We start from the raw sequence: 24,332 nt of genomic DNA on the forward strand, positions 1-24,332 counted from the left end.
TTCTGCTTAGCCGGCCGTAAACTGGACCATTAATTTATTGATTTCTTTTGCCGTTTTAGGACCAGTGATTTTGGCCACTTCCCGAATGATTTTTGTGCGGATTCGTTCATCAAAAATATCGAAATTTTTCCCGCGCAAATAGGTAGCGATTTTTTCAGCTTCGGTCTTGGACAGTTGAATGTTGAATTGGTTGGCGTATTTGAGCAATTCATTACCTGTAATCATGTTCACCTTAAAATTCACCATGTTCTTTAATAAGTTCATAGCAATCAAACCTCCTAATCAAATACTTATGACGACATCACTGTACTTGTGACATCTATTTTTTTACAGAAGGATTTACAAAGAATGGATGTTCATGTATACTTATTTCATGCAAATCGGAATGATTCCTATTAAGAGGGATGGTTATGGAATGATGAATGATCCTGTTATTCAATTAAAAAACGTCCATTTTCGATATAATGAAGAGCTTGTACTGGACGGAATTAATTTGTCGGTGCCGGAAGGGGCCTTTGTGGGAATTGTCGGGCCAAACGGGTCCGGCAAATCTACACTGTTAAAATTGGTTTTGGGTTTGTTAAAGCCCGTTGAGGGAGAAATACTCTTGTTCGGGCAAAAGCAGGCGTTGTTTAAACGTCAAGAGCGAATCGGTTTTGTATCCCAGAAAGCCAATTCATTTAATTCGGGATTTCCAGCCACTGTTTTTGAAGTTGTGGCGAGCGGTTTAACGCGAAAAGTGGGGATGTTCCGTTTTTTAAAGAGAAAGGATAAATTGGATGTGCTTCAGGCGATCCGACAAGTTGGTTTAGAACCGTATGTAAACAGGAAAATAGGAGAACTTTCAGGGGGCCAGCAGCAGCGTGTGTTTATCGCAAGAGCGATTGTTGCCAAACCTGACGTTCTTATTTTGGATGAACCGACCGTTGGCGTCGATGCGAAAAACGTTCGTTTATTTTACAAGGTGCTTACATCATTACGTAAAGAAATGGGGATCACTTTGTTAATGGTGTCACACGATATCGAAGCGTTATTAAATGAAGCAACCCATGTGGCTTATTTAAATAAGGAATTGAAGTTTTTTGGAGATACAGCCGAGTATAAGAAAGTTAGGATGGAGAAGCAATTTTCCTATGCAGGTTTCTAGTATGTTTATCATAAAGGTTGGTGGTGGCGGTGCTGGCCGCAATATCTCAATATGAATTTTTACAAAATACGTTTTTGACAGGGCTTTTGATCGGGTTGATTGCACCGCTGCTTGGCACTTTTCTTGTTGTCCGCCGGCTGTCGCTGATTGCCGACGCGTTAAGCCACGTTACATTATCCGGAATTGCTGCGAGCTTGCTCCTCAGCAAGAAAACGTTGCTTTTTGCAGGAATGAATCCACTTTTTTTCGGAATGGGTTTTTCGGTTGTGGGGGCATTGGCGATTGAAAGGTTGCGTACCGTTTATTCGCATTATCAGGAACTAGCCATTCCGATTATTTTATCGGGCGGGATTGGCATAGGAGTGGTGTTTATTTCCCTTGCGGACGGATTTAATACGGAATTGTTAAATTATTTGTTTGGCAGTGTCAGTGCTGTCAGCCGAACCGATTTATGGGTCATTTCTTTGATCAGTGTGGGTGTCATTGCGATTGTTGTTGTGTTATATAAGGAATTGTTTTTACTTTCTTTTGATGAAGAGCATGCCAAAGCGTCAGGAATCCCGTCCAAAGGTATTCATATATTATTCATTCTTATGATCGCCCTTGTGATTGCCGCCTCCATGCGGATTGTCGGGATCTTGCTTGTTTCCGCATTAATGACTTTGCCGGTAGCCGCAAGCATGAGATTGGCCAATGGTTTCAAGCAAACCATTTTTATCTCTGTCATTTTTGGAGAAGCGTCTGTCATTGGCGGGTTAACGAGTGCATACTATCTTGATTTGGCACCAGGAGGAACAATTGTTGTCATTTCAATTGCCATTTTGCTTGTTGTTATTGCCTATCGGCATCTTAAGCATAAATTCCAGCTTAAAATAAGTTGAGGTGAACGTCATGCATATCGCCGAAGCGATTCAATCAGTAAAAAACAGTGGTTATAAATTGACTGATAAGAGAGAACGCATGCTAGAGATTTTCGCATCGCAAAACAAGTATTTAACAGCTAAAGAAATGTTGGAAATGATGCAGGAAGATTATCCCGGTGTCAGTTTTGACACGATATACAGAAATTTATCATTGTTTTTGGAACTGGGCATATTGGAAGTGACAGAGCTTGCAGGAGAAAAGCACTTTCGCTATACGTGCGGATCAGATGAAGGCCATCATCACCATTTTATTTGTCTAAAATGTGGATGGACGAAGGCGATCGGGGCATGTCCGATGAATTTTGTCACGGAAGATTTGCATGGTTTTGACATCTCTGATCATAAATTTGAAATATATGGGAAATGTCCCGAATGTAAAAAAGAAGCCGTTTAATGGGCTTCTTTTATTGTTTGGCTGGTCTTTCCAAACAAATTTTCTACCCATTGTTCGGCTTCCTTCCAATGATGGACGCGGATCACCTGTTTTGGTGCCGGCTTTCGATTGTAGGGAGTGTCAAACAGAATAACTGGAATGTCAAGCTCTTCTGAAATCGCCACGGCATTATCGTGTTTATCCTCAAAAAACATATCCACATTATGTTTTTTTGCCGTGGGAACTTTATCATGGGTACCGATTAATTCAATATGATGGTAATCCAATTCATGCCTCTGAAACCACTGTTTCGTCACATCCAGCAATGCGCTTTGCCTGGCACTGATAAAGTAAAGCTGATGTTGATCCACCCACTTTTTTAACACTTGTCTTGCTCCTTCAGCGATGGGCGATTCTTTATAAATCAAGGGCTCTGTTTGGACGAACCATTGATAAATCGCTTCTTCAGGAAGATCAAGACATCTCGTCAATTCATATTCGGTAAGATCTTCCAGCGTGATATTCAAATTAAACGACTTGTTAATAAATGGGATCAGGGATGTGGGGCATGTGACTGTACCGTCTATGTCAATTCCAAACCTTTTTTGCATAAGCATAAAATCTCCCTTACACTTTCCTTCTATATATCCTCATTGTAACACATTTCGCTGTAATGTATGAAATGCTTGGCAATCATTGTCAACATGAAAGGGCTATGCTCGGCGCACAATATACATAGTGAATAAAAAGAGGGGGAAAGTGTATGTCTGGGCATGGACCAGAAAAAGACAAACATCAGGAAAAAGAAACGAAATATGTAACGGATGAACACCAGGAAGAGCTGGCTGGCGAACTAGTACCTGATTTTACAATGGAGAGAACGAAAACTAGGGTAAATGAAGGATTTTCAGCCCGGGCAATTGCTTATGTATCCCTGGCTTTGGCGATTTTATCACTCTTTATCTTGCCGGGCATCCTTGGGATTGCGGGCACACTGCTTTCCATCCCTGCAATCATCAGGGGTGAAAAATTAATCGGGGGCTGGGCGCTTTCTATCGCTGTCTTTTCTTTGTCGCTTTATTATCTTTTTCTTCCTTATGTATAAAGTTGGAAAAAAGAGGCTGGGCCACAACTAAATCAGGTGATGAAAAAACGAACAATACAGTGAAACTTCATTCAATAGGCGTTTTTTCCAGCTCCTACTGAATGTTAGTTGAACGAATCGGGCATTTAGGTGCCGTTATCTCCCACTTAGCCCTTTTGTATCAACTCAGGCCTTGAAGTAGTGTATATGGCACCTTACATGGGGGATAAATTGTCCCAGTGTATCATACGCAAGCTTTTTGGCGTAGTCAATGCGGGAATAGCCCGAGCTGAAGATCCCGCAGAAAGCGATCTTTGCTTTCCGAGGAAGCTGAAGAGACCTGCGGAAAGCGAAATATGTTGACGTAGCGATGATAGGGATTTTTTCAGGTTCTATGTCAAATGTTGGGGTGGGAGTGAGATGCAATCTCACCCTACCCAACATGACTTCCAATTTTTTTATACTTATGTAAAAGTAGTATTCTTGCTCTTGCCCTTAGGAAGTTCCTGAATCCAGGCGTTCCTCTTCATGACTTTCGTTAGGTTATTAATTCCCTCCAAAAAACCATTTGAGTAATCAAATAAAAAGCTATTTAATACCTCTGTCTGCCAGTTCTTGAATGTACGGATAGCCTTTTCAAATTCAGGAATACCCTCTTGTTCTACCTTCCTGTAAAAATCAAATAACCCTTGCTTCGTTTCTTTGATCTTAACTTGTCCATTTTCCTTGGCTTGTTTGAACCAACAACAGTAGGACTCTTTCAATTCGTAAGCCCTGCGAAGTTCTTCATCCATCCCAAGATACCTGTCTAAATACCAGCGTTCCTTTTCGGTTAGCTTTGCACTGTCTTTATAAAACACATGGCGCATCCTTTTACATTTTTTACGGTCATAATCGTTCCATTCAGATTGGATTCTTCTTCTGACTCCGTCAAGAGCCCAATAGATATAACGACAATAATGAAAACGATCGGCTACAATAACCGGTTTCCCCAATGCCTTTTGGACAGCTGCCTTAAAAGAAGGGCTCATGTCCATAATGACTACATTCACATTGGTTCCATGTTTTTGGAGATAATCCTTGATGGTCTTCTTTTTTCGATTTGGCAAGATGTCAATGGGTTCCTTGGTCTCCCCGTCAGCAATAATCAATTGATATTTTCCTTCCTTTGTATCTCCCTTGTACTCATCGATGGCGATCACCCTGGGCAGTTCTTGAACCTCTGTCATTTCCTTTACGGCCAAACGATCAAACCTGCGCATGACAGTTGATACGGAGACACCAAACTGCTGGGCAGTTTCCTTAAATGTCTTCGCTTGCACGATCCGAACGGATACTGCCTGATTCCACTCGATAGAAAGCCGTTGATATCGATGAACAAAAGGATTGTCCTCCGCAAATCTCTTCCCGCACGAACAGGCATAGCGGCGCTTTTTGTAGAAGAGGTACGTCAACCGTTCAAACCACTTTAAATGTTTGATCTTTTGGATCCGGTAATCATGAATTTTCTTAGTCCTTTCCCCACAGCTGGGACACTTATGTACCTTGACAGCCATTTCTACATGAAGCGCAATACGATCTTCCATTTTCTCCACTTTTGTGATCCATACATCTTCAAGGCCGGGGATTTTTATGGTAAAATTCACTTGCACGCAACTCCAATCTTTTCTTGTTTCTAGGCAATTCAAGTATAAAAGAATTGGATGTTTGCGTGTATATTTTTATGTGCAAATTATGTGGAAACCCCAACATTTAGTATAGAGCCTTTTTTCACACAAATAAACCGAACAATTATAAATGAATTGTTCGGTTTTTGCTATTTCGTATTTGCTTATGTCTCAGCCTCTTGTTATACTTTTTGCGTTTCTTCCTTTTTGGCTTCTTCCGCTTGCTTTCTGAAGTATTCTTCCGCCATAATATCGATTTCTTTTTTCAACTCTTCAACCATCGTTTCCTCCGGTACTTTGCGCACGGTTTTTCCTTTTTTAAATAGCAAGCCTTCACCGCGAGCGCCGGCGATTCCGATATCAGCTTCGCGCGCTTCTCCCGGCCCGTTAACAGCGCAGCCCAGAACGGATATTTTCAGCGGGGCTTTTATTTTTTGAATGTATTCTTCGACTTCGTTGGCAATACTGATCAGATCAATTTCAATTCTTCCGCATGTTGGGCAGGAAACAAGCGTTGCCGCATTGGAAATAAGGCCGAATGCTTTCAGAAGTTCTCTCGCGACTTTTACTTCTTCAACCGGGTCTGCGCTTAAAGAGATACGCAGGGTATTTCCAATTCCTCTGCTTAAAATGGCTCCTAGTCCGGCAGAGCTTTTCACTGTTCCGGCAAACAAAGTGCCGCTTTCTGTAATCCCTAGATGTAATGGATAGTCAAATGCCATGGCGGCTTTTTCATAAGCTTCAATGGCCAAATTGACATCCGAAGCCTTTAAAGAAACGATAATATCGTGGAAGTCGAGATCCTCAAGAATTTTTATATGATGCAGGGCGCTTTCGACCATGCCATCGGCGGTAGGATAGCCGTATTTATTGAGTATATGTCTTTCCAGACTGCCGGCATTAACACCGATGCGGATCGGAATGCCTTTTTCTTTTGCAGCCTTGACAACAGCTTCCACTTTTTCTCTTTTTCCTATATTTCCCGGGTTGATCCGGATTTTGTCTGCTCCGCCTTCGATTGCTTTTAGGGCAAGGCGATAATCAAAATGGATATCTACGACAAGTGGAATATTGATTCGTTTTTTTATTTCCGAAATGGCATTGGCCGCTCTTTCGTCAGGGCAAGCGACTCTCACAATTTGGCATCCGGCTTCTTCGAGGCGGGCAATTTCTTTTACCGTGGCATCGACATCATGTGTTTTGGATGTCGTCATGCTTTGAATAATCAGTTCGTTGCTTCCGCCAATTGTTACATTGCCCACTTTTACCGGACGGGTCTTGGATCGATGTATAATTGTACCCAAAGGTATTCTCTCCTTTATAAAAATCCCTCGTGATGGTTACGTGAATATTGTATCAATGATTTGGTGAAGTTGACAACTTCCATGGCTGTTCATTTATATACTGGGAACTTGTATGTTTCGTTTATTTGAATGTGATTTGGTTCAATTTGGCCGTTTAATTCCCGAAAATCATCAACCATTTGCTCAATAGGCACCGGGAGGGGGCCATCATGTATATTCTCTGCAATGGAAAGAACCGTATCCCCGCGTTTCACTTTTTTGGTCGTATAAGGGATGGCCGGCTGGTCTTGTTTGCTCTTATGTTCTTCAATGCCAGCGGTTGCCATTGAAACCGGAAGTGTGCCTGTCGTTAAATCGTAATAGATACTATATAGAATGATCAGTGCCGCCACAAAAATCGCGATCTTTTTCAACAACGATCCCGCCTCTTCATATAAGTTGTCCCATATATATGAAGAGAGATCGGGAAATATTCTTGAATTATTTTGCTGTAGGGACGGCCAGTAAGATTTTACCCCCATTTCAAAGGGGAGATTCAATTGCCAGTAAAACAATCTCATGTTCTTTTTCGCGGTTTTGGAATGGAGCGGATACTTAACAATATCATGGTGATCGTGCCTGCAAAGGCCAATAACATGAAATATGGGCTTTGGATATGAAAGACGTCCAGCAGTCCGAACAGAAGAGCGGGTAACGTCATGCTAAAGGCAGTCACCCTCCAGCTTTGTCTATAAGGAAGCTTTCTTTCCTGAAACCGCGCGGCTGGTTCTCCGACAGCGGCGATCAAAGTGATCGCTATAAAAAGAAGCGCTGCGTTAATGCCGAATGTTGCAAGTAAATATAAAGCCGCAAATATTCCTTTTGCTCCGGGATCCTTCATGACTTCACCGGCTTGGCCGGGAAGAAAACCGTTTTCGGTCATATTTTGAATGATGGATCCAAGAGAAAAAAGCAAGGCAATGATAAAAACATGTTGGATTGCTTTTCCAATCGGGAGGAACCGATACTTGGCAATTTCTTTTGGAGAGTATAAACTTTTATAGAAAATAGTCAGGAGAGAAATCTTTCTCACTGTATTCACTCCTTCATAGTAATGACACCCGAACCTTTATTTTGAGGTTTCCAGGGGGAAGAATCAAGATGTTACAAAAATATTGCTAAAAATGTCGAAAATATGTTTTAGTGAAAGTGTTGTACAAGAAGAAATTTTTTTTGGAAGGGAAGTTGTGCTTATGGAATGGTTATACTGGACAATCATAGTTTTGTCGATTTTATTGGCTTTTGCAGGCCTGATATACCCAATTATACCGGGTGTTGTTTTTTTGTTGGGTTCCTTTATTCTTTACGGATTGTTCTTTTCTTTTGAACCTTTCAATCCGCTGTTTTGGGTCATTCAAACTTTATTTGTTCTTCTTATCTTTATTGCGGATTATTTGGCCAACCTGTTTGGTGTTAAAAAATTTGGCGGATCAAAAGCGGGAGTATGGGGGAGTACTATCGGCTTACTGGTCGGACCGTTTGTCATTCCGGTAGCGGGAATCCTGCTGGGGCCTTTTATTGGAGCCATTTTAGGAGAGTTGATTGTTCACCGAACGGACGTGAAAACAGCTGTTAAAATCGGCATAGGCTCGGTAGCTGGATTTATTGGCAGTGTAGTTGTCAAATTAGTTATTCAATTGATTATGGTGGTTTATTTTCTCGTTCTTGTGTTATAGATAATATATACTGTACCGCCCTTTGCGCCCTTGCGGTATGCGCGGGCGCAAAGGATCAGACTTGCTGCAAGTTTTCTTGAGACAGCGGATGTGGAGCGTCATGTTTTTTGTTGGGGGATTGCCTTGCTTTTATTACGTTTCATCAAGGCGTTTCTTGCTTGGGACAAGCATAAAGTTTGAATGCGGTAACAGATTTTGTTAATCTTAGGTTGTAAAACAGGGATCGTCACCAGTCCCAATAATTACATAGGAGGAGATTCATATGGCATATGAATTGCCGCAATTACCTTATGCATACGACGCATTGGAGCCTCATATCGATAAGGAAACAATGAACATTCACCACACCAAGCACCATAACACATATGTTACCAATTTAAACAAAGCTGTAGAAGGTCACAGTGACTTGGCAAGTAAATCTGTTGAAGAACTAATCTCCAACCTGGATGCTGTTCCCGAGTCTATTAGAACAGCCGTACGCAATAACGGGGGAGGGCACGCAAACCACTCCTTATTCTGGAAATTGCTATCTCCTGAAGGAGGCGGCGAGCCAAGCGGAGAGCTAAAAAGTGCCATTGAAAGCAAATTTGGCAGCTTCGACAAGTTCAAAGAGCAATTTGAAGCAGCAGGAGCTGGACGATTCGGTTCCGGCTGGGCATGGCTTATTGTCAACAATGGAGAGTTGGAAATCACCAGCACGCCAAACCAGGATAGCCCGTTGATGGAAGGCAAAACGCCTATTTTGGGTCTTGATGTTTGGGAGCATGCCTACTACTTGAAATACCAAAACCGCCGTCCTGAATACATGAAAGCTTTCTGGAATGTGGTTAACTGGACCGAAGTTGAAAAACTTTACAGCGAAGCAAAATAAATATATAAACAAAAAACGAATTGCCTATTTTCCGGGTGATTCGTTTTTTTAGTATAAAACTTCCCTTTTCACAAAAAATACAAGTGAAAAGGGGAGTAATGTCATGATGAAGCTGAAAAACTTATTAGGCGATGTAGAGGTGCCGAAAGATTTAGCATTGCTTCTCTTTATTGGCGGTCTTTATTCTTTAAGCATTGCCCTGTCCAATACGTTCGTCAATATTTTTTTATGGAAGCAGTCAGGGAAGTTTTTGGATATTGGCATATATAACTTAGCCATTGTTGTTATGCAACCATTAACATTTATCTTGGCCGGAAGATGGGCCAAAAAAGTTGACAGAGTCATTGTCCTTCGAATCGGCGTCATTTTTTTGGCTCTTTTTTTTATGGTTGTTCTGTTTTTGGGCGCGGGGGCAGAACGCCACTTGGTGATGCTTGGGAGTCTCCTGGGGATCGGCTACGGCTTTTATTGGCTTGCTTATAATGTGTTAACTTTCGAAATTACGGAACCGGAAACGAGGGACTTGTTTAACGGTTTTCTCGGAACGCTTTCATCAGCGGGCGGAGTTATCGGTCCCATTTCGGCTGGGTTTATCATTACGCGATTCGAATCCAATGCGGGGTATACCCTCATTTTTGCTATATCGCTTGCGCTATTTGCGTTGGCTGTGATTTTCAGTTTTTTTATTAAACGCCGCCCGGCAAGAGGAGTCTATTGTTTTTTCAGAGTGCTGAAGGAAAGAAAAAACAACCCTAATTGGCGCTACATAACAAATGCCCACTTCCTTCAAGGGTTGCGGGACGGGACCTTTATTTTTATTATTTCGGTTTTTGTTTTTATCGCCACAGGCAGTGAATTGGCACTGGGAACATTCGGTTTCATTAATTCCGGAATAGCCTTCATTGCTTATACCCTTGCCGGTCGTTTTATTTATAATAGCCTCAGGAAAAAGGCGATGTTGATTGGCGGATTCATCTTATATGGAGCCATCTTTTTAATCGTTTTCAACTTTTCCTATCCGCGGCTGCTTTTATATGCCGCCGTCATAGCGATTGCTTATCCGCTTATGCTCGTTCCTTATTTTTCGATGACATATGATGTGATCGGGAAAAGCTGGAAAGCGGCTGAAATGAGAGTTGAATATGTCGTTGTCAAAGAGGTTTTTTTAAATTCCGGCCGAATTGTATCTGTCCTTTCTTTTATAGCAGCCGTTGTTTTCTTTCAGGATGAAAAAAGCATTCCCATATTGCTCATGTTAATCGGAACCGGCCATACCCTGGCTGCACTTCTTTTACAAAAAGTAAAGTTGCCACATTCTCCATAGAATCATGATTCATTGTAGCAATAAATCCATTTTTCTTTTACAATAAAGATATGGATGATGGGGAAAGGGCTGGAAGAATTGAATAGCAAAAAAGCAAAAAAGAAAAACCATGTATCATTCAGAATGAACATGTTGTTTTTTGTCGTATTTTTGTTATTTTCACTGTTAATACTGCGTCTTGGTGTCATCCAAATCGTATACGGTGAAGATGCCAAAAGGGAAATCGAGCGGACAGAAGACGTGACGGTCAGCACATCGGTTCCGCGGGGGAAAATATATGACCGGAATTATAATCTCGTTGTGGACAACGAGCCGCGCAGGGCGATTACATATATGATCCCGAACAAATTCGACCAGAAAGAAACGCTGAAAGTGGCCGAAAGGCTTGCACAATTGATTGACAAAGATACGGAAAAAATTACAGAACGCGACAAAGTGGACTTTTGGATCATGAAAAACCCGAAAGAAGCTTTGGCAAGAGTGACGAAGGAAGAACAGGAAAAGCTGAAAGGAAAAGATGACGAGTTATACAAGCTCCAAAGGGAGCGTGTCACGGAACAAGATTTGGCCTCACTTACGGCCGATGATTTGGAAGTATTGGCGATCTATCGTGAACTGACAAGCGGTTACGCGATGACACAGCAAATGATTAAAAATGAAGATGTTTCGTTGGAAGAGTTTGCGCGCGTTAGCGAAAATCTGCCTATGCTTCCGGGGATCGATACGACAACAGACTGGGAAAGAAAATACGCGTATGATGAAACGCTCCGTTCCATTTTGGGCGGGGTGACAGACGGACTGCCACTTGAAAAGCTCGATTATTATATGTCCCGCGGCTACAGCAGAAACGACCGTGTCGGAAAAAGTTATATTGAGCTTCAATATGAAGATGTACTGCGGGGCCAAAAAGAAAAGGTTAAAAATGTGACGCGTCAAGGCAAGGTCCTGGAAACCAAAGTCCTTTCCGAAGGAGAGCGTGGCAAAGACCTCATATTGACACTTAATATGGACCTGCAGAAGGAAGTCGATAAAATTCTTGAGGAAGAAATCCGCAAGACGAAAGCCAGGGGCGGTACGGGTCTTTTGGATCGGGCCTTCGTTGTCTTGATGGATCCTCGCACTGGAGAAATACTGACAATGTCAGGCAAACAATATGCCTATGACGAAGAAGAAAAACGATACAAATTTGTCGACTTTGCCGCTGGAAATTTCAATACCTCTTATGTAGTGGGCTCATCCGTTAAAGGCGCGACTATCTTAACTGGTTATATGACGGGTGTCAATCATCCTGGAAAGACAATGGTTGATGAACCTTTGCATATAAAAGGCACGCAAACAAAAAGTTCCCACTTTAACAGAAGCGGATATGTTTCCATTAATGATTACATGGCTTTGGTCCGTTCTTCGAACGTGTATATGTATAAAACGGCGATCGCCATCGGCGAAGGCCAATACCGCAGAGGACAGTCGTTGGCCATTAACAAAGAAAAAGCCTTCCGGGTAATGCGAGAGCATTTCAGCCAGTTCGGCTTGGGTATTCGGACCGGAATTGACTTGCCTGGCGAGCAAATTGGCTTCCGTGGCGATATCGAACAAGCGAATGCCGGTAATGTGCTCGACTTTGCGATTGGCCAATATGATTCTTATACGCCGCTGCAAATGGCTCAATACGTTTCAACGATCGCCAACGGCGGCTATCGGGTACAACCCCATGTTGTCAAGGAAATCAGAGACCCGGCAGACGGAAAGGAACCAGTTGGTCCCGTTGCAAAAGAGGTTGAACCAAAAGTGTTAAATAGAGTGAATGCTTCAGAAGAGTGGGTGAAGAGGGTTCAAAGAGGTTTCCGGGGCGTATTTACAGAACCGCGTGGAACCGGAAGGTCCTTTGCGGGGGAACCGTACAGCCCGGCCGGCAAAACAGGTACGGCGGAAACAGTGGACCGGGGCAGGAAAGTATGGAATTTGTCGCTTGTTGCATATGCACCATATGAAAATCCGGAAATCGCCATGGCGGTTGTCGTTCCTTCGGCCTATTATGTCGGGTCAACCCCAAATAACGTCAATATGGATATCGGAAAAAGAGTATTAAGAGCTTATTTCGATTTGAAATCGGGAAATAAGGAAGAAGAATAAGCAAAAAAGCAGATCATGCCGATCTGCTTTTTTTGCTTTACCCAATATCATTCCTCTTTTTGCCCAGTGATGATTTTTGCCATTGTTTCTATGTCCATTTGACTGTTGAGCTCATATTCTCCAATTTGGAGAAGACGCTGCATATTGTTCTTTGAAAGATATGTATTCATGTCATCCGCTGTTTTGATAAGTCCGGCTTTTGCCAGCTGTTCACTTACGTCCTTTGAAGTCATACCATCGCCAATATTCAAATACAGAACCTTTACACTTTCTTCCTTATTCGTGGAAGCTTTTTCAAGCTGGCCCTCATATTTTTTCTTCCAGTCCTCCGACTCTTTTATGAGTTTGTCATAATCCTCTTGTTTGATTTCCACATAGCCGGCTTTGGGTTGCGGCTTTTTTTCCGGTTTCTTTTCTGCGAAAGTCATTTGTTTTATGACGAGTAATATGACGGCACAAATAAATAGGAGCGCGGCCAGTTTTTTGAAGACATTTCTAGCCATGATGAAGTCCTCCGGATACTTTGCCAGCCTCAACAATTTGTTTCACTGTTTGGACAGATAGGGATGATTGCCTGGCTATTTGCTCCAGGGTGAAACCCCGGTCGTGTAGGGCAAGCACCTGATTTTTCAAAATTTCATTGACATTGGGAAGAGCGGTAGTACTTGGCGTTTGGGAGGCAGACATGTCGGTAAAGCCTTTCTCCATCAGCAACTCTTCTTCCAGTATACTGATTCTCTTTTTCATATTTTGGTTTTCCTTGAACAAGGTCATTGTCAGCTCTTCAACCTCTTTTTCCAATTCCTTCGTGTGGTTTTTTTGAAAAAATGACAAAATGAAAAATAGGGTTGATGCACATAATAAAATAAGAATGGCAATATCCATAATTCACCTCTAAATTAGTACTTCTTCTATTTTATACCATACAAAACAATTCAGCCACATTTCTACAAATTTTGCATGATCCTCTTTTTAGATTAGAGACTGGAATTCCCTGATAAAAAGTGATATTATATAAAAGTCCTGTAATGGTGTATAATGTGAGAAGTTTGGAGGGAATGACAGTCATGCGCGTTAATATTACATTAGCTTGCACAGAATGCAATGAGCGTAATTATATTTCTACAAAAAACAAACGCAATAATCCTGATCGCCTTGAGTTGAAAAAATACTGCCCAAGAGAAAAAAGGGTTACATTGCATCGTGAAACAAAATAACACGCGAAAGAGCCAGAGCACGGTAAACGCCGATGATACTGGCTTTTTCTATATTCAGGAGATGTTTGTATGGATAAGAAATCACTTAGAAAAATGATGGGAGAAAAACTGCAAACGCTTGACCGCTTCCGCTATGAACAGATGTCTTATGAGATAGGAAAATCATTGGTTGACACTGAGGAATGGAAAGAAGCGAAAACGGTTGCATTGACGGTTTCCAGATTTCCCGAAGTCGATACATGGCAGTTGATCCGGAAAGGGTGGGATCAGTCCAAAAGAGTAGTTGTGCCAAAATGCCATGCCGAAACAAAACAGATGACTTTTCGACAAATCCACTCATTTACCAACTTGGAACATTCTTTTTTTGGCTTGTTCGAGCCGAAAGAACATGAAACGGATGCCGTATCTAAAGAAGAAATTGATTTGGTGATTGTTCCTGGATTACTGTATAACAGGGCCGGATATCGAGTGGGTTTTGGCGGTGGCTATTATGACCGGTTTTTAAAGGATTACCGGGGTTATACCATTTCTCTCGCTTTCTCATTTCAGCTGATAGATCACTTACCACATGAAGAATATGATATTCCTGTAGGAAAAATGATAACGGAAAAAGAAATCATTCGTACATAACAATGCCAAAATGAATAAACCATCCCGATCGTAGCACAATAGGAACAGGAGGGATTGAGATGAAGAAAATGACAAACATTTTATTGCTTGTTGCCGCCGCTTCGCTGGCATACCAATGGCGCTACAAGATTTTGAATGCTTTTCTTGGCAATGAGTCCATCAGAAAGATGAGCGTAGGGATGGCGATGAATATCCTGGGAGTCAGGGATCGATTTACCGAAAGTGTATCCCGAAAGTAATCATCACGACCTGGACGCGGGTCTTTTTTTTATTTTCATGGGCTTGAACTCCGGTGTATATGTGTGCATTGCTTTACAATCTCGTATCCATTTAGCTATATTATAGTGACAGGAAGCGGTATGAGCCGCAGAAAGCGGGGCAACAAAATTGATGGAACGTGAACAGTGGATGTTTTGGCGCCTGGCTCAACTTTTTATCCAGGAATTACATTATAGACTTGTGCGCTTAAATGAAGATGAAAATGAGATTTGGCTCGAAGCGGAGCGCAATAAACGCATCCATTTTATTCGTCTGATTTCCACGAACCTTGACTGGTCCAATTGGTTGAAGCGTGACGTTGAAAAGACATGGGAACAGGCGGAAAGATTACGGAAGCATCTATTCAAAAAAGAGTTGAACGTGGTAAATATATATGTGACACAACACCCGCCGGTTGATGATTATGACTGGGTCATTGAAAGGCCTTTTATGGCGGGGAGTGGGAAAACAAAAGTAGAAACAGTCATTTTGGCGCGGGAAACTGCTGAAGATGCCTTTGTGCGGCTGGGAAAACATTTTGAGTTCGCTTTCCCGCTGTCCGAAATGAGCTTTCTTGAATCGGATCATATATCCCTTAAAGAACAAGTCATCCACCATACGCGGGAACAGGAGAGGGAAGAAAGAGCATTATTTGAGTTTGGCAAACCGTTTTTTACGTATCTGTTTATAGCTGTCCAAATTTTCATGTTTTTTCTTGTTGAAATAAAGGGTGGAAGTACGAATGTTCAAACACTCATTCGATTTGGGGCGAAATATAATCCCTTAATCCTTTCAGGTGAATGGTGGCGCTTTTTTACGCCGATCTTTCTACACATCGGGATTTTGCATTTGATCATGAACACTTTGGCGCTCTTTTATTTGGGCACGGCTGTTGAAAGAATTTTTGGGCGCCTGCGCTTTTTATGGATTTATCTTTTCTCCGGGTTTACCGGCTCTGTTGCCAGTTTCCTTTTTACGGATAACCTTTCTGCGGGAGCAAGCGGGGCCATATTCGGTTGTTTTGGCGCTCTTTTATATATTGGCGTGATGAATACACAGTTGTTTTTTAGAACAATTGGCACAAACGTCCTTTTTCTGATCGGAATCAACCTTGTGTTTGGATTTACGGTGCCTGGGATCGATAATGCGGGTCACATCGGCGGGCTGGTCGGCGGCTTTTTGGCAACGGGGGTCGTTCATTTTCCGAAGAAAAGAAAATGGGCAACGCAATTCCTGTTTTTGGTGATAGCTGCCATCGCAGTAACATTAGCCCTATACGGCGGGTACCATGCCGACCGTGCGGATGTGATCAATGCCCGGGCTAAGAAGCAAATCGAAAACAGAGAATTTGAATCAGCTTATGACATGTTGTCACAGTCTATTTCACAAGGGAAAGGGGACGCGGTGACTTATTTCCAACTCGCCTATACGGAAATTCAGTTCCACAAAATGGAAGATGCAAAAAAGCATTTGCAAAAGGCGATCGAATTGGAGCCGCACTTTTCTGAAGCACATTTTAATTTGGCCTTGCTTTATTATGATGAAGGAAATCTCGAACTTGCCAAAGAACATGCTGCGAAAGTGGAAAAAGTAGGAGATGAACAAAAGTTTCAGGACTTTATCGACAAATTAGAAGAGCAATAGGTGGTTTGAATGAAATCTGCATTCGATGTACAACAATTGTTAAAGAGGTTTGGCATTTTTGTCTATTTGGGTGACAGAGAAGCCGAATTGCAGTTGATGGAAGACGAGATCAAAGAAATATACTCTGCCGGACTTATAACACCGCAAGATTTTCAAAAAACAATGATCATATTAAAAAGCGAGATGAATAAATATAAGAGCGGCCATTAATGGGTGGTTGGGAAAAAAAGTATTTCAAATCTCTTCCTTATATGATAAAATAGATCTTTGTTTACGGTATAAAAACTCGTAAATTTCTTTTTTTATGTTAAAAAATGAAACTTTTTATGCTTTCAAACGTCTAATATTAAGGTGAAGAGCATACGTTGGCTTAATGAGCAAGTCTCTTTGCTAGGATATTGCAAGTTGATTTTTTAAAAGAATCATATTATGATAGACGGTAGTTTCTTTTTTGATATTCTATAAAATGGAAACAATCGCGAATTTGGTTTAAGGAAGCAAACAGGAGGTCATAAGATGAGCAGGCTAAAAATTCAAAAGCTCTCCATTCCGGTAGTAGCGGCCGTAATGCTCTGGCTAAAAACATACATCGTATATAAAACAAGTTTTGACATCAAGATCGAAAATATTATGCAGGAGCTTATATTATTCATCAATCCATTAAGCTTTTTGCTGTTTGCTTTTGGTATTGCATTCTTTTTTAATTCGGAGAAAATTAGAAACCGTTATGTAATGGCCACAAGCTTTATTCTGGGGTTTATATTATATGCCAATATTGCATTTTACAGGTTTTTTACAGATTTCATCACTTTGCCTGTTTTGTTCCAGACAAGCAACTTTGCCGACTTGGGGGACAGTGCACTAACCGAAATTCATTGGTATGACATCATTTACTTTGTGGATGTCATCATCCTTGCCATGTTCATGAAATATAAACACAAGGTAGAAGAATTCGTGCCCGTTAAAAAAATGCACCAACGCGCTTATTTTCTTGTCGCCTTTGCGTTGCTCTTTTTAAATATCGGACTGGCAGAAACAGAGCGGCCCCAGCTTTTAACGAGAACATTTGACAGGGAAATGCTTGTTAAAAATTTAGGAACATACAATTACCATTTGTATGATGTTTTTCTTCAATCCAAATCATCTGCTCAAAGGGCAATGGCTGACGGCAGTGAGCTTGTCGATATTGACAACTACGTCCGGGCCAATTACGTTAAACCGAATGAGGATATGTTTGGCATTGCTGAAAACCGAAATTTGATTGTCGTTTCTTTGGAATCTGTTCAGTCATTTGTCTTAAACAACGATGTATATGGAGAAGAAGTTACACCGTTTTTAAACAGCTTCATTAAGGACAGCTATTACTTTGACAATTTTTATCATCAGACAGGGCAAGGGAAAACGTCCGATTCGGAGTTTTTACTTGAAAACTCATTATATCCGTTGAACCGCGGAGCTGTATTTTTTACGCATTCCGGAAACGAATATGATTCAATGGCCGAGAATTTAAGCAAGAAAGGCTACTATACATCAACGATGCACGCGAATAACAAAAGCTTCTGGAATCGCGACATCATGTACCAGGCACTTGGTTATGATTATTACTACTCGGCAACAGATTATGAAATTACCCCTGATATTTCTGTCGGCTGGGGTATGAAAGACATTCCTTTCTTCGAACAGTCAGTTGAAATGATGAAGGAAATGCAGAAGCCGTTTTATACAAAAATGATTACCTTAACAAACCACCATCCATTCAGATTGGATGAGGAAGATAAATTTATTGATGAATATGATTCAAAAAGCGGTACGCTAAACCGTTATTTCCAAACGGTCCGCTATACTGATGAAGCTGTAAAAGCATTCATTCAAAAATTGAAAGATGAAGGGTTGTATGACAATTCGATCATCGTCATGTATGGTGACCATTACGGCATTTCTGAAAATCATAACGAAGCAATGGCACAATATCTTGGAAAAGAAGTGACTCCGTTTGTCAGTGTGCAATTGCAGCGCGTTCCTTTTATCGTTCATATTCCAGGTGTTACGGATCAAGGAAAAGGGAAAACCATTTCCAAAGTGGGCGGTCAAATTGACTTGAAGCCAACACTGCTGCATTTACTCGGTGTGGACACGAAATCGAGCATTCAATTCGGTGAAGATCTGTTTTCCGATGACCACCGTGATTTTGCAGTATTTCGTGACGGGAGCTTTATCACCAAAGATTATGTTTATACGGATAATACATGCTATTCGAAGGAAACAGAACAGCCGGTTGAAGGCTCGTTATGTGAACCATATAAAGAGAAAGCTCGTGTGGAACTTGATTATTCGGATAAGATCATTTACGGGGACTTGCTCAGATTTTATGAATCAAGAGATTATCGAGGCAACTTAATGGAGCAGCAACAATAACAGAAACCGCAGTGAAAGCTGCGGTTTCTTTTTGATCTGTGAGCTTCCCGGTCTATAGTAAACTAGCGAAAGCAGAGGTAACAGCTATTAGAGCGAAGTGGAAATGGTGTGAAATCGGACCGGCGAACCTTCGGTTTAGTCCTGAATTACTTTTGGGCGAGTTTGCAGCATAAAAAAGACATTAATCATTCAATAAAGAAATGCGGGCAGACATATTTGTCAAAGAGAGCTTGTTCTTTCATTGGGGTCATTTTGCCCAGGCTGTCATTGAAACAAGCCTGATCTCAATAGACGAGACGCCTCGTAACTTCAGTTGCGATGAAAAGGCGGGATTGCATGCAAGCAGCCATATGAGCTCTCAGAGGCAAACACACAAGCGATAACAGATTATGCTCGGCGGCGAGATATGGAAAAGTGTTGAGCACGATAAAGGCTATGAAGAGCGCTTTAGCATTGCAAAGAACCGCGAGTGGGGCATTCGCTTTCAATTTGGCGCAAAATAAAAGAGGCTGTGGCACAACTAAATCAGCTGATGAAAAAACGAACCATAAAGTGAAACTTCATTCAGTAGGAGTTTTCTTCCTCTCCTACTGAATGTTAGTTGAACCAATCGGGCATTTAGGTGCCGTTTACTCCCACTTGGGCCTTTTGTATTCACTCAAGATTTTGAAGTGGGAGCCTTACGGCACCTTACATGCGGGATAAAGTGAAACTTCATTCAGTAGGAGTTTTCTTCCATCTCCTACTGAATGTTAGTTGAACCAATCGGGCATTTAGGTGCCGTTTACTCCCACTTGGGCCTTTTGTATTCACTCAAGATTTTGAAGTGGGAGCCTTACGGCACCTTACATGCGGGATAAAGTGAAACTTCATTCAGTAGGAGTTTTCTTCCCCTCCTACTGAATGTTAGTTGAACCAATCGGGCACCTTACATGCCGGATAAATTATCCCAGTGTATCATACGCAAGCTTTTAGCGTAGCAAAATAGGTAGACTCCTGCGGGAGTAGCTCAAGCCCGCAGGAAAGCGATCTTTGCTTTCCGACGAAGCTGAAGAGACCTGCGTAAAGCGAAATATGTTGACGTAGCGAAGATAGGGATTTTTTTAACACAAATAAACCGAACAATTTTAAATGAATTGTTCGGTTTTTGCTATTTTGTATTTGCTTATGTTCCAGCCTCTTTACTCAAGGTAAGAGTAAAATTGCGTCAGCGCTCAGCGACTGGGAAACTTCGTTCTCTTTTCCTCGAGAAAGTGAATTGAGGGCACTACGACGGTAACATCACGTGCTCCTGCGCCGCAGCTTATTCGGTGAAGCTTGTTCAGCTCGCACAATGCCTGCAGAAGCAAATACATGGTAATCTGCGTATGTGTTTCTTTTCAGATCGTATATCACTGAACAGGCGCTTGCGCTTTTCTTACAAGGTCACATTTTTATTCCGGATATCCTGAAAAAATAAATGTCATGACCGAAAAGAATCCGAATACCCCGACAGTTCCCAGAGAGAAAATGATACCTAATACGTTTCTGTTTTTTAAAGAGCTGACCAATGCAAACACTGCAAGTATCGAAACTAAGGAGAAAATAATTGCTGTACCCATTTATTTAAGAGCTCCCTTCTAAGTGATAATAAGGAAATATACTATGTATTAGTAAGATGCCGCTCCTCATATTTTAAAGCTTTTTATCCTGTTTGTCGAGCTTCAAAAGTGACACTTCCTTGAATCTTACTTATTTTGCCCGTTCCTTCCAGTCTTAAACGTTAACCTTTTATTTTTCATGATCGTTCATGGTAAACTTGAAAAAGAGAAAACAGAAAGGAGCTTGCAAATGAATTTGAAGCAAATACCCCTCGGCCCTCTTCAAGCAAATTGTTATTTGCTTTTTAATGAAAAAAAAGAGTGTGTCATTTTCGATCCGGGTTTTGATGGGGAACGGCTCATTGAATACATGAAGCAAGAAGGATTCAAACCCATTGCTGTTCTTTTGACACATGCGCATTTTGATCATATTGGCGCTGTGGAAGAAGTACGGAATCATTGGGGAATCCCAGTTTACATCCACGAATTGGAGAAGGACTGGTTAATGGACCCGTCATTAAACGGATCTGCCCGTTATCCAATGGAACCGATTTCCGGGAGACCGGCAGACCACCTATTTACCAAAGAGGAAAAGGTGGAGATCGGTCCATTTACCTTGGAGCTTTTGGAAACTCCCGGTCATTCCCCAGGAAGCCTTTCTTATTACATAAAGGAAATGGGCTCTGTTTTTTCCGGCGATGCCCTTTTTTCCGGCGGCATTGGAAGAACAGACTTACCCGGTGGAGACCATGCCACATTAATTGAAAGCATCCACCAAAAGCTGTTTACACTGCCTGATGATACGGTAGTTTTTCCCGGACACGGCCTTTCCACGACAATTGAGACAGAGAAAACAAGCAATCCGTATCTTGTTTAGAAATCAAAAGAAAGCTTCCGCCATCTTAGGAAGCTTTCTTTACGGATTAATTTAACCCTCCGCCAGGCGGCATTAAAAATAGGGTATAGTATGTAAAACCAGCGAAAAATACAGTCAGGTATGCGCCGAACACATACATATACATCCGTTCCGTCAGATTCAAATAGCCAAGCAATACAAAGAATCCTGTCTGGCCAAGAAAGAGTAGCGCGGTTTTATCCATTCCGCCAAGATAAAACATAATAGTAAAAATACCAGTCCAAAAACCTAATACTCTGTACATGCGATCCATAAAGAATCCCTCCTTTGCAGCATGTAGTCCATCAATTTCTTATTATAAATGAAAACGAATCAAAAAGTAAACATATTCGAAGCCTTGTTTGTGTCGAATGCGTGATAAAGTGAAACTTCAATCAGTGCGGCTTTTTGCCCAGTTATAAAAAAATCCTGTCGGCAAGTTTAAGCAAAGACGCCCTCGAAAGCTTCGGGCGCATCCGATGTTTCCGCAGCTTCCTTTTCCTGTCGACCTAAGCCAATCCCCAATCGAGCTATAGTGGCAGGTGATCGTCTTACCTCGAACTTTTAAAGCGGGGCTCATACTGCCAGTTCAATAAAGCGGGATAAACGTATTATTTAGTTAGTATGCCCGCTTTTCGGTTTTTGAAAAAGATTTTTCAAATTAAAGAAGGAGAAACGGATTTTATGTCGAATACATGTATTAAGCAAAATAAAGGTGGTGTTTTATGATTTATGTCCATTGAGCGTACAGCCGACGAGCTTATTTCACTGGCAGCCAGGCTGGGCGTGACGGATGTACACATTGTTCCCCGGAGGAAGGATTACTTGATCAAATTTCGCCTCCACGGTCATCTGATACCGCGTAAACCGATTCCCCCCATAGCCGGAGAACGGCTCATTTCCCATTTAAAGTTCATGGCTTCCATGGATATAAGCGAAAAACGAAAACCGCAAAGCGGCGCATGGCAGACTCACTGCCATGGGAAACAGATTTCGCTTCGCATTTCTACCCTTCCAACCGCCCTTTCAAAGGAAAGCTTGGTTATTCGTATCATCCCCCAAAAACAGTCATTTTCACTCGAAAAAATGTCATTGTTTCCAAAGAGCATTCAACAACTGTATTCAATGATGTCTTTGTCACACGGCATGATCATCTTTAGTGGACCGACAGGCAGTGGAAAGACCACGGCCATTTATAAGTTGGCGGAATATAGCTGCAAGAGAGTACAGAGAAATATGATTACTTTGGAAGATCCCGTAGAAAGTCAAAGCGATCTTTTTCTTCAGGTTCAGGTAAATGAAAAAGCGGGAATTACTTATCACACCGGGCTGAAGGCTATTTTGCGCCATGATCCCGATATGATCTTTATCGGTGAGATTCGCGATGCGGAAACAGCCAAGATCGCCATTCGTGCTGCCATGACAGGCCATCTTGTCCTCACGAGCATGCATACAAGAAATGCAGAGGGCGCTGTTGATCGTCTATTGGAATTTGGTGTAAATCCTTTGGAAATTGAACAGACGGTTATTGGGGTGGCGGCCCAAAGGCTTGTCTCTCTTTTATGCCCGTATTGTAAGGGGAGGTGCTCTGAATTTTGCAGGCGGGACGGATTCCCGAAAAGGACGGCCGTATTCGATGTAGTCAATGGCGAAATGCTGCAGACAATGATCAAAACGGCCAAAAAAGGGGGGAGGGTAAGACGGTCAAGAAACTTAGAAAGTATGATTAGAAAGGGGATTGCGCTTGGCTACATTTCTTGTGAGGAATATGATCGTTGGGTCGTTGAAGAGAAGCAAGAAGCTGCGTCTGAAAGAACAGGGAATCTTTTTAAATCGTATCTCTGAAATGACAGATAAAGGTTTTTCGCTGGCTGAGTCGCTTGATTTTCTTGGACGGATGCATGAAAGGCATCTGCCAAAATTCCAAGCGATGATAGACGGTCTGCAAAGCGGAGAGGCTATTCACAGTGTATTTCATCAACAAGGGTTTGATCGTCAGGCATGCTCTCAACTTTATTTTGCTGAAAAGCATGGTTTTATCACAACAGCCATGAAAGAATCCGGAATGTATTTGCTCAGAAAAGATGAACAACGAAAAAAAATGTTGCAACTGCTGCAATATCCATTCATATTACTGCTCATTCTAGTGATCGTGGGTTTCCTCCTCCATCATCTCTTGCTGCCTCGTTTCCAAATGTTTTATGATTCGATGGGCTATGAGCCCAATATGGCACTAAAATGGTTTCTCCATTTCATTCAAACGTTTCCCTATTATTTTACGTTTTCCTTAATGACAATAGGTTGTTTGTTTATCGTTTTATTACGCATACTCCACAGAAAGTCCGCACTTGACAGAGCCCAGTTTTTTTCAAAAACCCCGTTTATTCACTCCTACTATAAGCTGTACCGAACGATCTTCCTTGCCAGAGAATGGAGCTTTTTATTAAAAAGCGGCTTTTCGGTCAACGAAATCACTCAAATTATGTTGACACAGCCTTTTCAGCCTTTATTAAAAGAATCCGCAGGTGAGATTAAGAGCATGTTGAAAATTGGATATTCCTTTTCGGAGGCTCTTATTCACTTAGGGTTTTTGGAAGAGGAATTGATTGAGATTGTTGCCCACGGCGAACAAAACGGAAAGCTGGACAGTGAGCTGCTTTTTTACAGTGAATTTTGTCTGCAGAGGCTGGAAGAAAAAACAAGGAAGATTTTTACTATTTTCCAGCCTGTTATGTTTGTATTAATCGGGATCATGGTGATTGCCATTTATATGTCGATCTTTTTGCCAATGTTTCAGATTATTGATTCCATTTAATGAGGAGGATACACAATGTTGAAGTTTTTTCGGAAAAATCAGAAGGGATTTACATTAGTGGAAATGATGGTAGTTCTTTTGGTCATTACAGTGTTGATTCTTGTCGCGCTTCCGAATGTGACAAAACACAGCTCAAACATTAATAACAAAGGATGCGATGCGCTCAGGCACATGGTGCAGGGACAGGTTGAGGCCTATCGGTTGACACACCAACAAATTCCTTCTTTTACTGAGTTGCAAAGAGAAGGTTATGTAAAGGAAAAAGACAACACTTGTCCAAACGGTAAAACTTTGGTGATTGATTCTAACGGGGAGGTCAAAGTATCGTCAAATTGAC

Annotated in this window: 27 protein-coding genes and 1 pseudogene; 18 read left to right on the top strand and 10 right to left on the bottom strand. The window is 41.7% G+C overall.

The features are described 5' to 3' along the window. Positions 1-6 precede the first annotated feature (6 nt). Positions 7-264, bottom strand: a complete 258-nt coding sequence (locus NST31_RS20080) for a DUF2624 domain-containing protein (protein ID WP_077110697.1) — start codon at positions 262-264, stop codon at positions 7-9. A gap of 151 nt (positions 265-415) precedes the next feature. On the opposite strand from NST31_RS20080, the gene NST31_RS20085 reads away from it, so the two are divergent. From NST31_RS20085 to NST31_RS20095, 3 genes are read left to right on the top strand one after another with little or no spacing between them, the layout of a single operon-like run. Further along, a complete protein-coding gene (locus NST31_RS20085; protein ID WP_077110731.1) occupies positions 416-1,147 on the top strand; it encodes a metal ABC transporter ATP-binding protein in 732 nt (243 codons plus the stop codon). 29 nt (positions 1,148-1,176) lie between these two features. Beyond that, positions 1,177-2,028: a metal ABC transporter permease gene (locus NST31_RS20090; protein WP_077110699.1), complete on the top strand. Its 852-nt coding sequence runs from the start codon at positions 1,177-1,179 to the stop codon at positions 2,026-2,028. A gap of 10 nt (positions 2,029-2,038) precedes the next feature. After that, entirely contained in the window at positions 2,039-2,464 is a 426-nt protein-coding gene (locus tag NST31_RS20095) for a Fur family transcriptional regulator (RefSeq protein WP_339162869.1), read from the top strand. Here NST31_RS20095 and NST31_RS20100 read toward each other — a convergent pair. After that, a complete protein-coding gene (locus NST31_RS20100; protein ID WP_077110703.1) occupies positions 2,461-3,054 on the bottom strand; it encodes a hypothetical protein in 594 nt (197 codons plus the stop codon). The two genes, NST31_RS20095 and NST31_RS20100, sit on opposite strands and share 4 nt — an antisense overlap. A 152-nt stretch (positions 3,055-3,206) precedes the next feature. On the opposite strand from NST31_RS20100, the gene NST31_RS20105 reads away from it, so the two are divergent. After that, positions 3,207-3,548 carry a DUF4190 domain-containing protein gene (locus tag NST31_RS20105; RefSeq protein WP_339162872.1) on the top strand — a complete coding sequence of 114 codons (342 nt, stop codon included), beginning with the start codon at positions 3,207-3,209 and terminating at the stop codon, positions 3,546-3,548. A gap of 412 nt (positions 3,549-3,960) precedes the next feature. Here NST31_RS20105 and NST31_RS20110 read toward each other — a convergent pair. The 4 genes and pseudogenes from NST31_RS20110 to NST31_RS20125 all read right to left on the bottom strand — a co-directional run bounded on the left by NST31_RS20110 (position 3,961) and on the right by NST31_RS20125 (position 7,570). Continuing rightward, positions 3,961-5,113: pseudogene (locus NST31_RS20110) on the bottom strand (ISL3 family transposase). Positions 5,114-5,376: 263 nt separating this feature from the next. Beyond that, complete coding sequence (gene ispG, locus NST31_RS20115) at positions 5,377-6,489, bottom strand: flavodoxin-dependent (E)-4-hydroxy-3-methylbut-2-enyl-diphosphate synthase (RefSeq protein WP_171973803.1); 1,113 nt, start codon at positions 6,487-6,489, stop codon at positions 5,377-5,379. 98 nt (positions 6,490-6,587) lie between these two features. Beyond that, on the bottom strand, positions 6,588-6,911 hold the full coding sequence (locus NST31_RS20120; protein WP_339162873.1) for a LysM domain-containing protein: 324 nt from the start codon (positions 6,909-6,911) through the stop codon (positions 6,588-6,590). A gap of 143 nt (positions 6,912-7,054) precedes the next feature. Further along, complete coding sequence (locus tag NST31_RS20125; protein ID WP_339162874.1) at positions 7,055-7,570, bottom strand: DUF1189 family protein; 516 nt, start codon at positions 7,568-7,570, stop codon at positions 7,055-7,057. A gap of 160 nt (positions 7,571-7,730) precedes the next feature. Between NST31_RS20125 and NST31_RS20130 the strand changes: the two genes are divergently transcribed. From NST31_RS20130 to NST31_RS20145, 4 genes are all read left to right on the top strand, one after another. Next, the gene (locus NST31_RS20130) at positions 7,731-8,213 is read left to right on the top strand and encodes a DUF456 domain-containing protein (RefSeq protein ID WP_339162875.1); all 483 of its coding nucleotides are present in this window, start codon (positions 7,731-7,733) and stop codon (positions 8,211-8,213) included. Positions 8,214-8,475: 262 nt separating this feature from the next. Then, the gene (sodA, locus tag NST31_RS20135; RefSeq protein ID WP_077109966.1) at positions 8,476-9,084 is read left to right on the top strand and encodes a superoxide dismutase SodA; all 609 of its coding nucleotides are present in this window, start codon (positions 8,476-8,478) and stop codon (positions 9,082-9,084) included. A 103-nt stretch (positions 9,085-9,187) separates the two neighbouring features. Further along, complete coding sequence (locus tag NST31_RS20140; RefSeq protein ID WP_339162877.1) at positions 9,188-10,408, top strand: MFS transporter; 1,221 nt, start codon at positions 9,188-9,190, stop codon at positions 10,406-10,408. Positions 10,409-10,462: 54 nt separating this feature from the next. Then, a complete protein-coding gene (locus tag NST31_RS20145; protein WP_339162878.1) occupies positions 10,463-12,541 on the top strand; it encodes a penicillin-binding protein 2 in 2,079 nt (692 codons plus the stop codon). A gap of 47 nt (positions 12,542-12,588) precedes the next feature. Here the strand turns inward: NST31_RS20145 and NST31_RS20150 are convergent, their stop codons facing one another. After that, a complete protein-coding gene (locus tag NST31_RS20150; protein WP_339162881.1) occupies positions 12,589-13,044 on the bottom strand; it encodes a hypothetical protein in 456 nt (151 codons plus the stop codon). Continuing rightward, positions 13,037-13,426 (bottom strand): helix-turn-helix domain-containing protein, encoded by a 390-nt coding sequence (locus NST31_RS20155; protein ID WP_339162884.1) that lies wholly within the window; start codon positions 13,424-13,426, stop codon positions 13,037-13,039. The genes NST31_RS20150 and NST31_RS20155 overlap by 8 nt, the downstream gene beginning before the upstream one ends. Before the next feature lie 182 nt (positions 13,427-13,608). Here NST31_RS20155 and rpmG point away from each other — a divergent pair, with 182 nt between their 5' ends. From rpmG to NST31_RS20185, 6 genes are all read left to right on the top strand, one after another. After that, positions 13,609-13,758, top strand: a complete 150-nt coding sequence (gene rpmG / locus NST31_RS20160; protein ID WP_077109971.1) for a 50S ribosomal protein L33 — start codon at positions 13,609-13,611, stop codon at positions 13,756-13,758. A 69-nt stretch (positions 13,759-13,827) separates the two neighbouring features. Continuing rightward, a complete protein-coding gene (locus NST31_RS20165; RefSeq protein WP_339162887.1) occupies positions 13,828-14,388 on the top strand; it encodes a 5-formyltetrahydrofolate cyclo-ligase in 561 nt (186 codons plus the stop codon). A 59-nt stretch (positions 14,389-14,447) separates the two neighbouring features. Beyond that, complete coding sequence (locus tag NST31_RS20170) at positions 14,448-14,627, top strand: hypothetical protein (RefSeq protein ID WP_205178695.1); 180 nt, start codon at positions 14,448-14,450, stop codon at positions 14,625-14,627. Positions 14,628-14,778: 151 nt separating this feature from the next. Then, positions 14,779-16,290 carry a rhomboid family intramembrane serine protease gene (locus NST31_RS20175; RefSeq protein WP_339165629.1) on the top strand — a complete coding sequence of 504 codons (1,512 nt, stop codon included), beginning with the start codon at positions 14,779-14,781 and terminating at the stop codon, positions 16,288-16,290. A 9-nt stretch (positions 16,291-16,299) separates the two neighbouring features. Beyond that, positions 16,300-16,500, top strand: a complete 201-nt coding sequence (locus NST31_RS20180; RefSeq protein ID WP_077111929.1) for a YqgQ family protein — start codon at positions 16,300-16,302, stop codon at positions 16,498-16,500. Positions 16,501-16,806: 306 nt separating this feature from the next. After that, the gene (locus tag NST31_RS20185; protein WP_339162891.1) at positions 16,807-18,705 is read left to right on the top strand and encodes an LTA synthase family protein; all 1,899 of its coding nucleotides are present in this window, start codon (positions 16,807-16,809) and stop codon (positions 18,703-18,705) included. Positions 18,706-20,138: 1,433 nt separating this feature from the next. Here the strand turns inward: NST31_RS20185 and NST31_RS20190 are convergent. Then, positions 20,139-20,306 carry a DUF2759 domain-containing protein gene (locus tag NST31_RS20190; RefSeq protein WP_077111393.1) on the bottom strand — a complete coding sequence of 56 codons (168 nt, stop codon included), beginning with the start codon at positions 20,304-20,306 and terminating at the stop codon, positions 20,139-20,141. A 229-nt stretch (positions 20,307-20,535) separates the two neighbouring features. Between NST31_RS20190 and NST31_RS20195 the strand changes: the two genes are divergently transcribed. Then, on the top strand, positions 20,536-21,162 hold the full coding sequence (locus NST31_RS20195; protein WP_205178681.1) for an MBL fold metallo-hydrolase: 627 nt from the start codon (positions 20,536-20,538) through the stop codon (positions 21,160-21,162). Between the two features lie 46 nt (positions 21,163-21,208). Here the strand turns inward: NST31_RS20195 and NST31_RS20200 are convergent, their stop codons facing one another. Then, on the bottom strand, positions 21,209-21,454 hold the full coding sequence (locus tag NST31_RS20200; RefSeq protein ID WP_077111389.1) for a DUF2626 domain-containing protein: 246 nt from the start codon (positions 21,452-21,454) through the stop codon (positions 21,209-21,211). A gap of 458 nt (positions 21,455-21,912) precedes the next feature. Between NST31_RS20200 and comGA the strand changes: the two genes are divergently transcribed. The 3 genes from comGA to comGC are packed head-to-tail and all read left to right on the top strand — an operon-like array spanning position 21,913 to position 24,331. Further along, positions 21,913-23,025, top strand: coding sequence for a competence type IV pilus ATPase ComGA (gene comGA / locus NST31_RS20205; protein WP_205178679.1), 1,113 nt, complete (start codon positions 21,913-21,915; stop codon positions 23,023-23,025). Continuing rightward, positions 22,925-23,995, top strand: a complete 1,071-nt coding sequence (gene comGB, locus NST31_RS20210) for a competence type IV pilus assembly protein ComGB (RefSeq protein WP_205178677.1) — start codon at positions 22,925-22,927, stop codon at positions 23,993-23,995. Before comGA ends, comGB begins: the two co-directional genes overlap by 101 nt. A gap of 15 nt (positions 23,996-24,010) precedes the next feature. After that, the gene (gene comGC / locus NST31_RS20215) at positions 24,011-24,331 is read left to right on the top strand and encodes a competence type IV pilus major pilin ComGC (protein ID WP_077111384.1); all 321 of its coding nucleotides are present in this window, start codon (positions 24,011-24,013) and stop codon (positions 24,329-24,331) included. Position 24,332: the final 1 nt, after the last annotated feature.

Origin of the sequence: Siminovitchia sp. FSL W7-1587, from assembly GCF_037963795.1 — a bacterium.
GTDB classification, from domain to species: Bacteria; Bacillota; Bacilli; order Bacillales; family Bacillaceae_C; genus Siminovitchia; species Siminovitchia thermophila.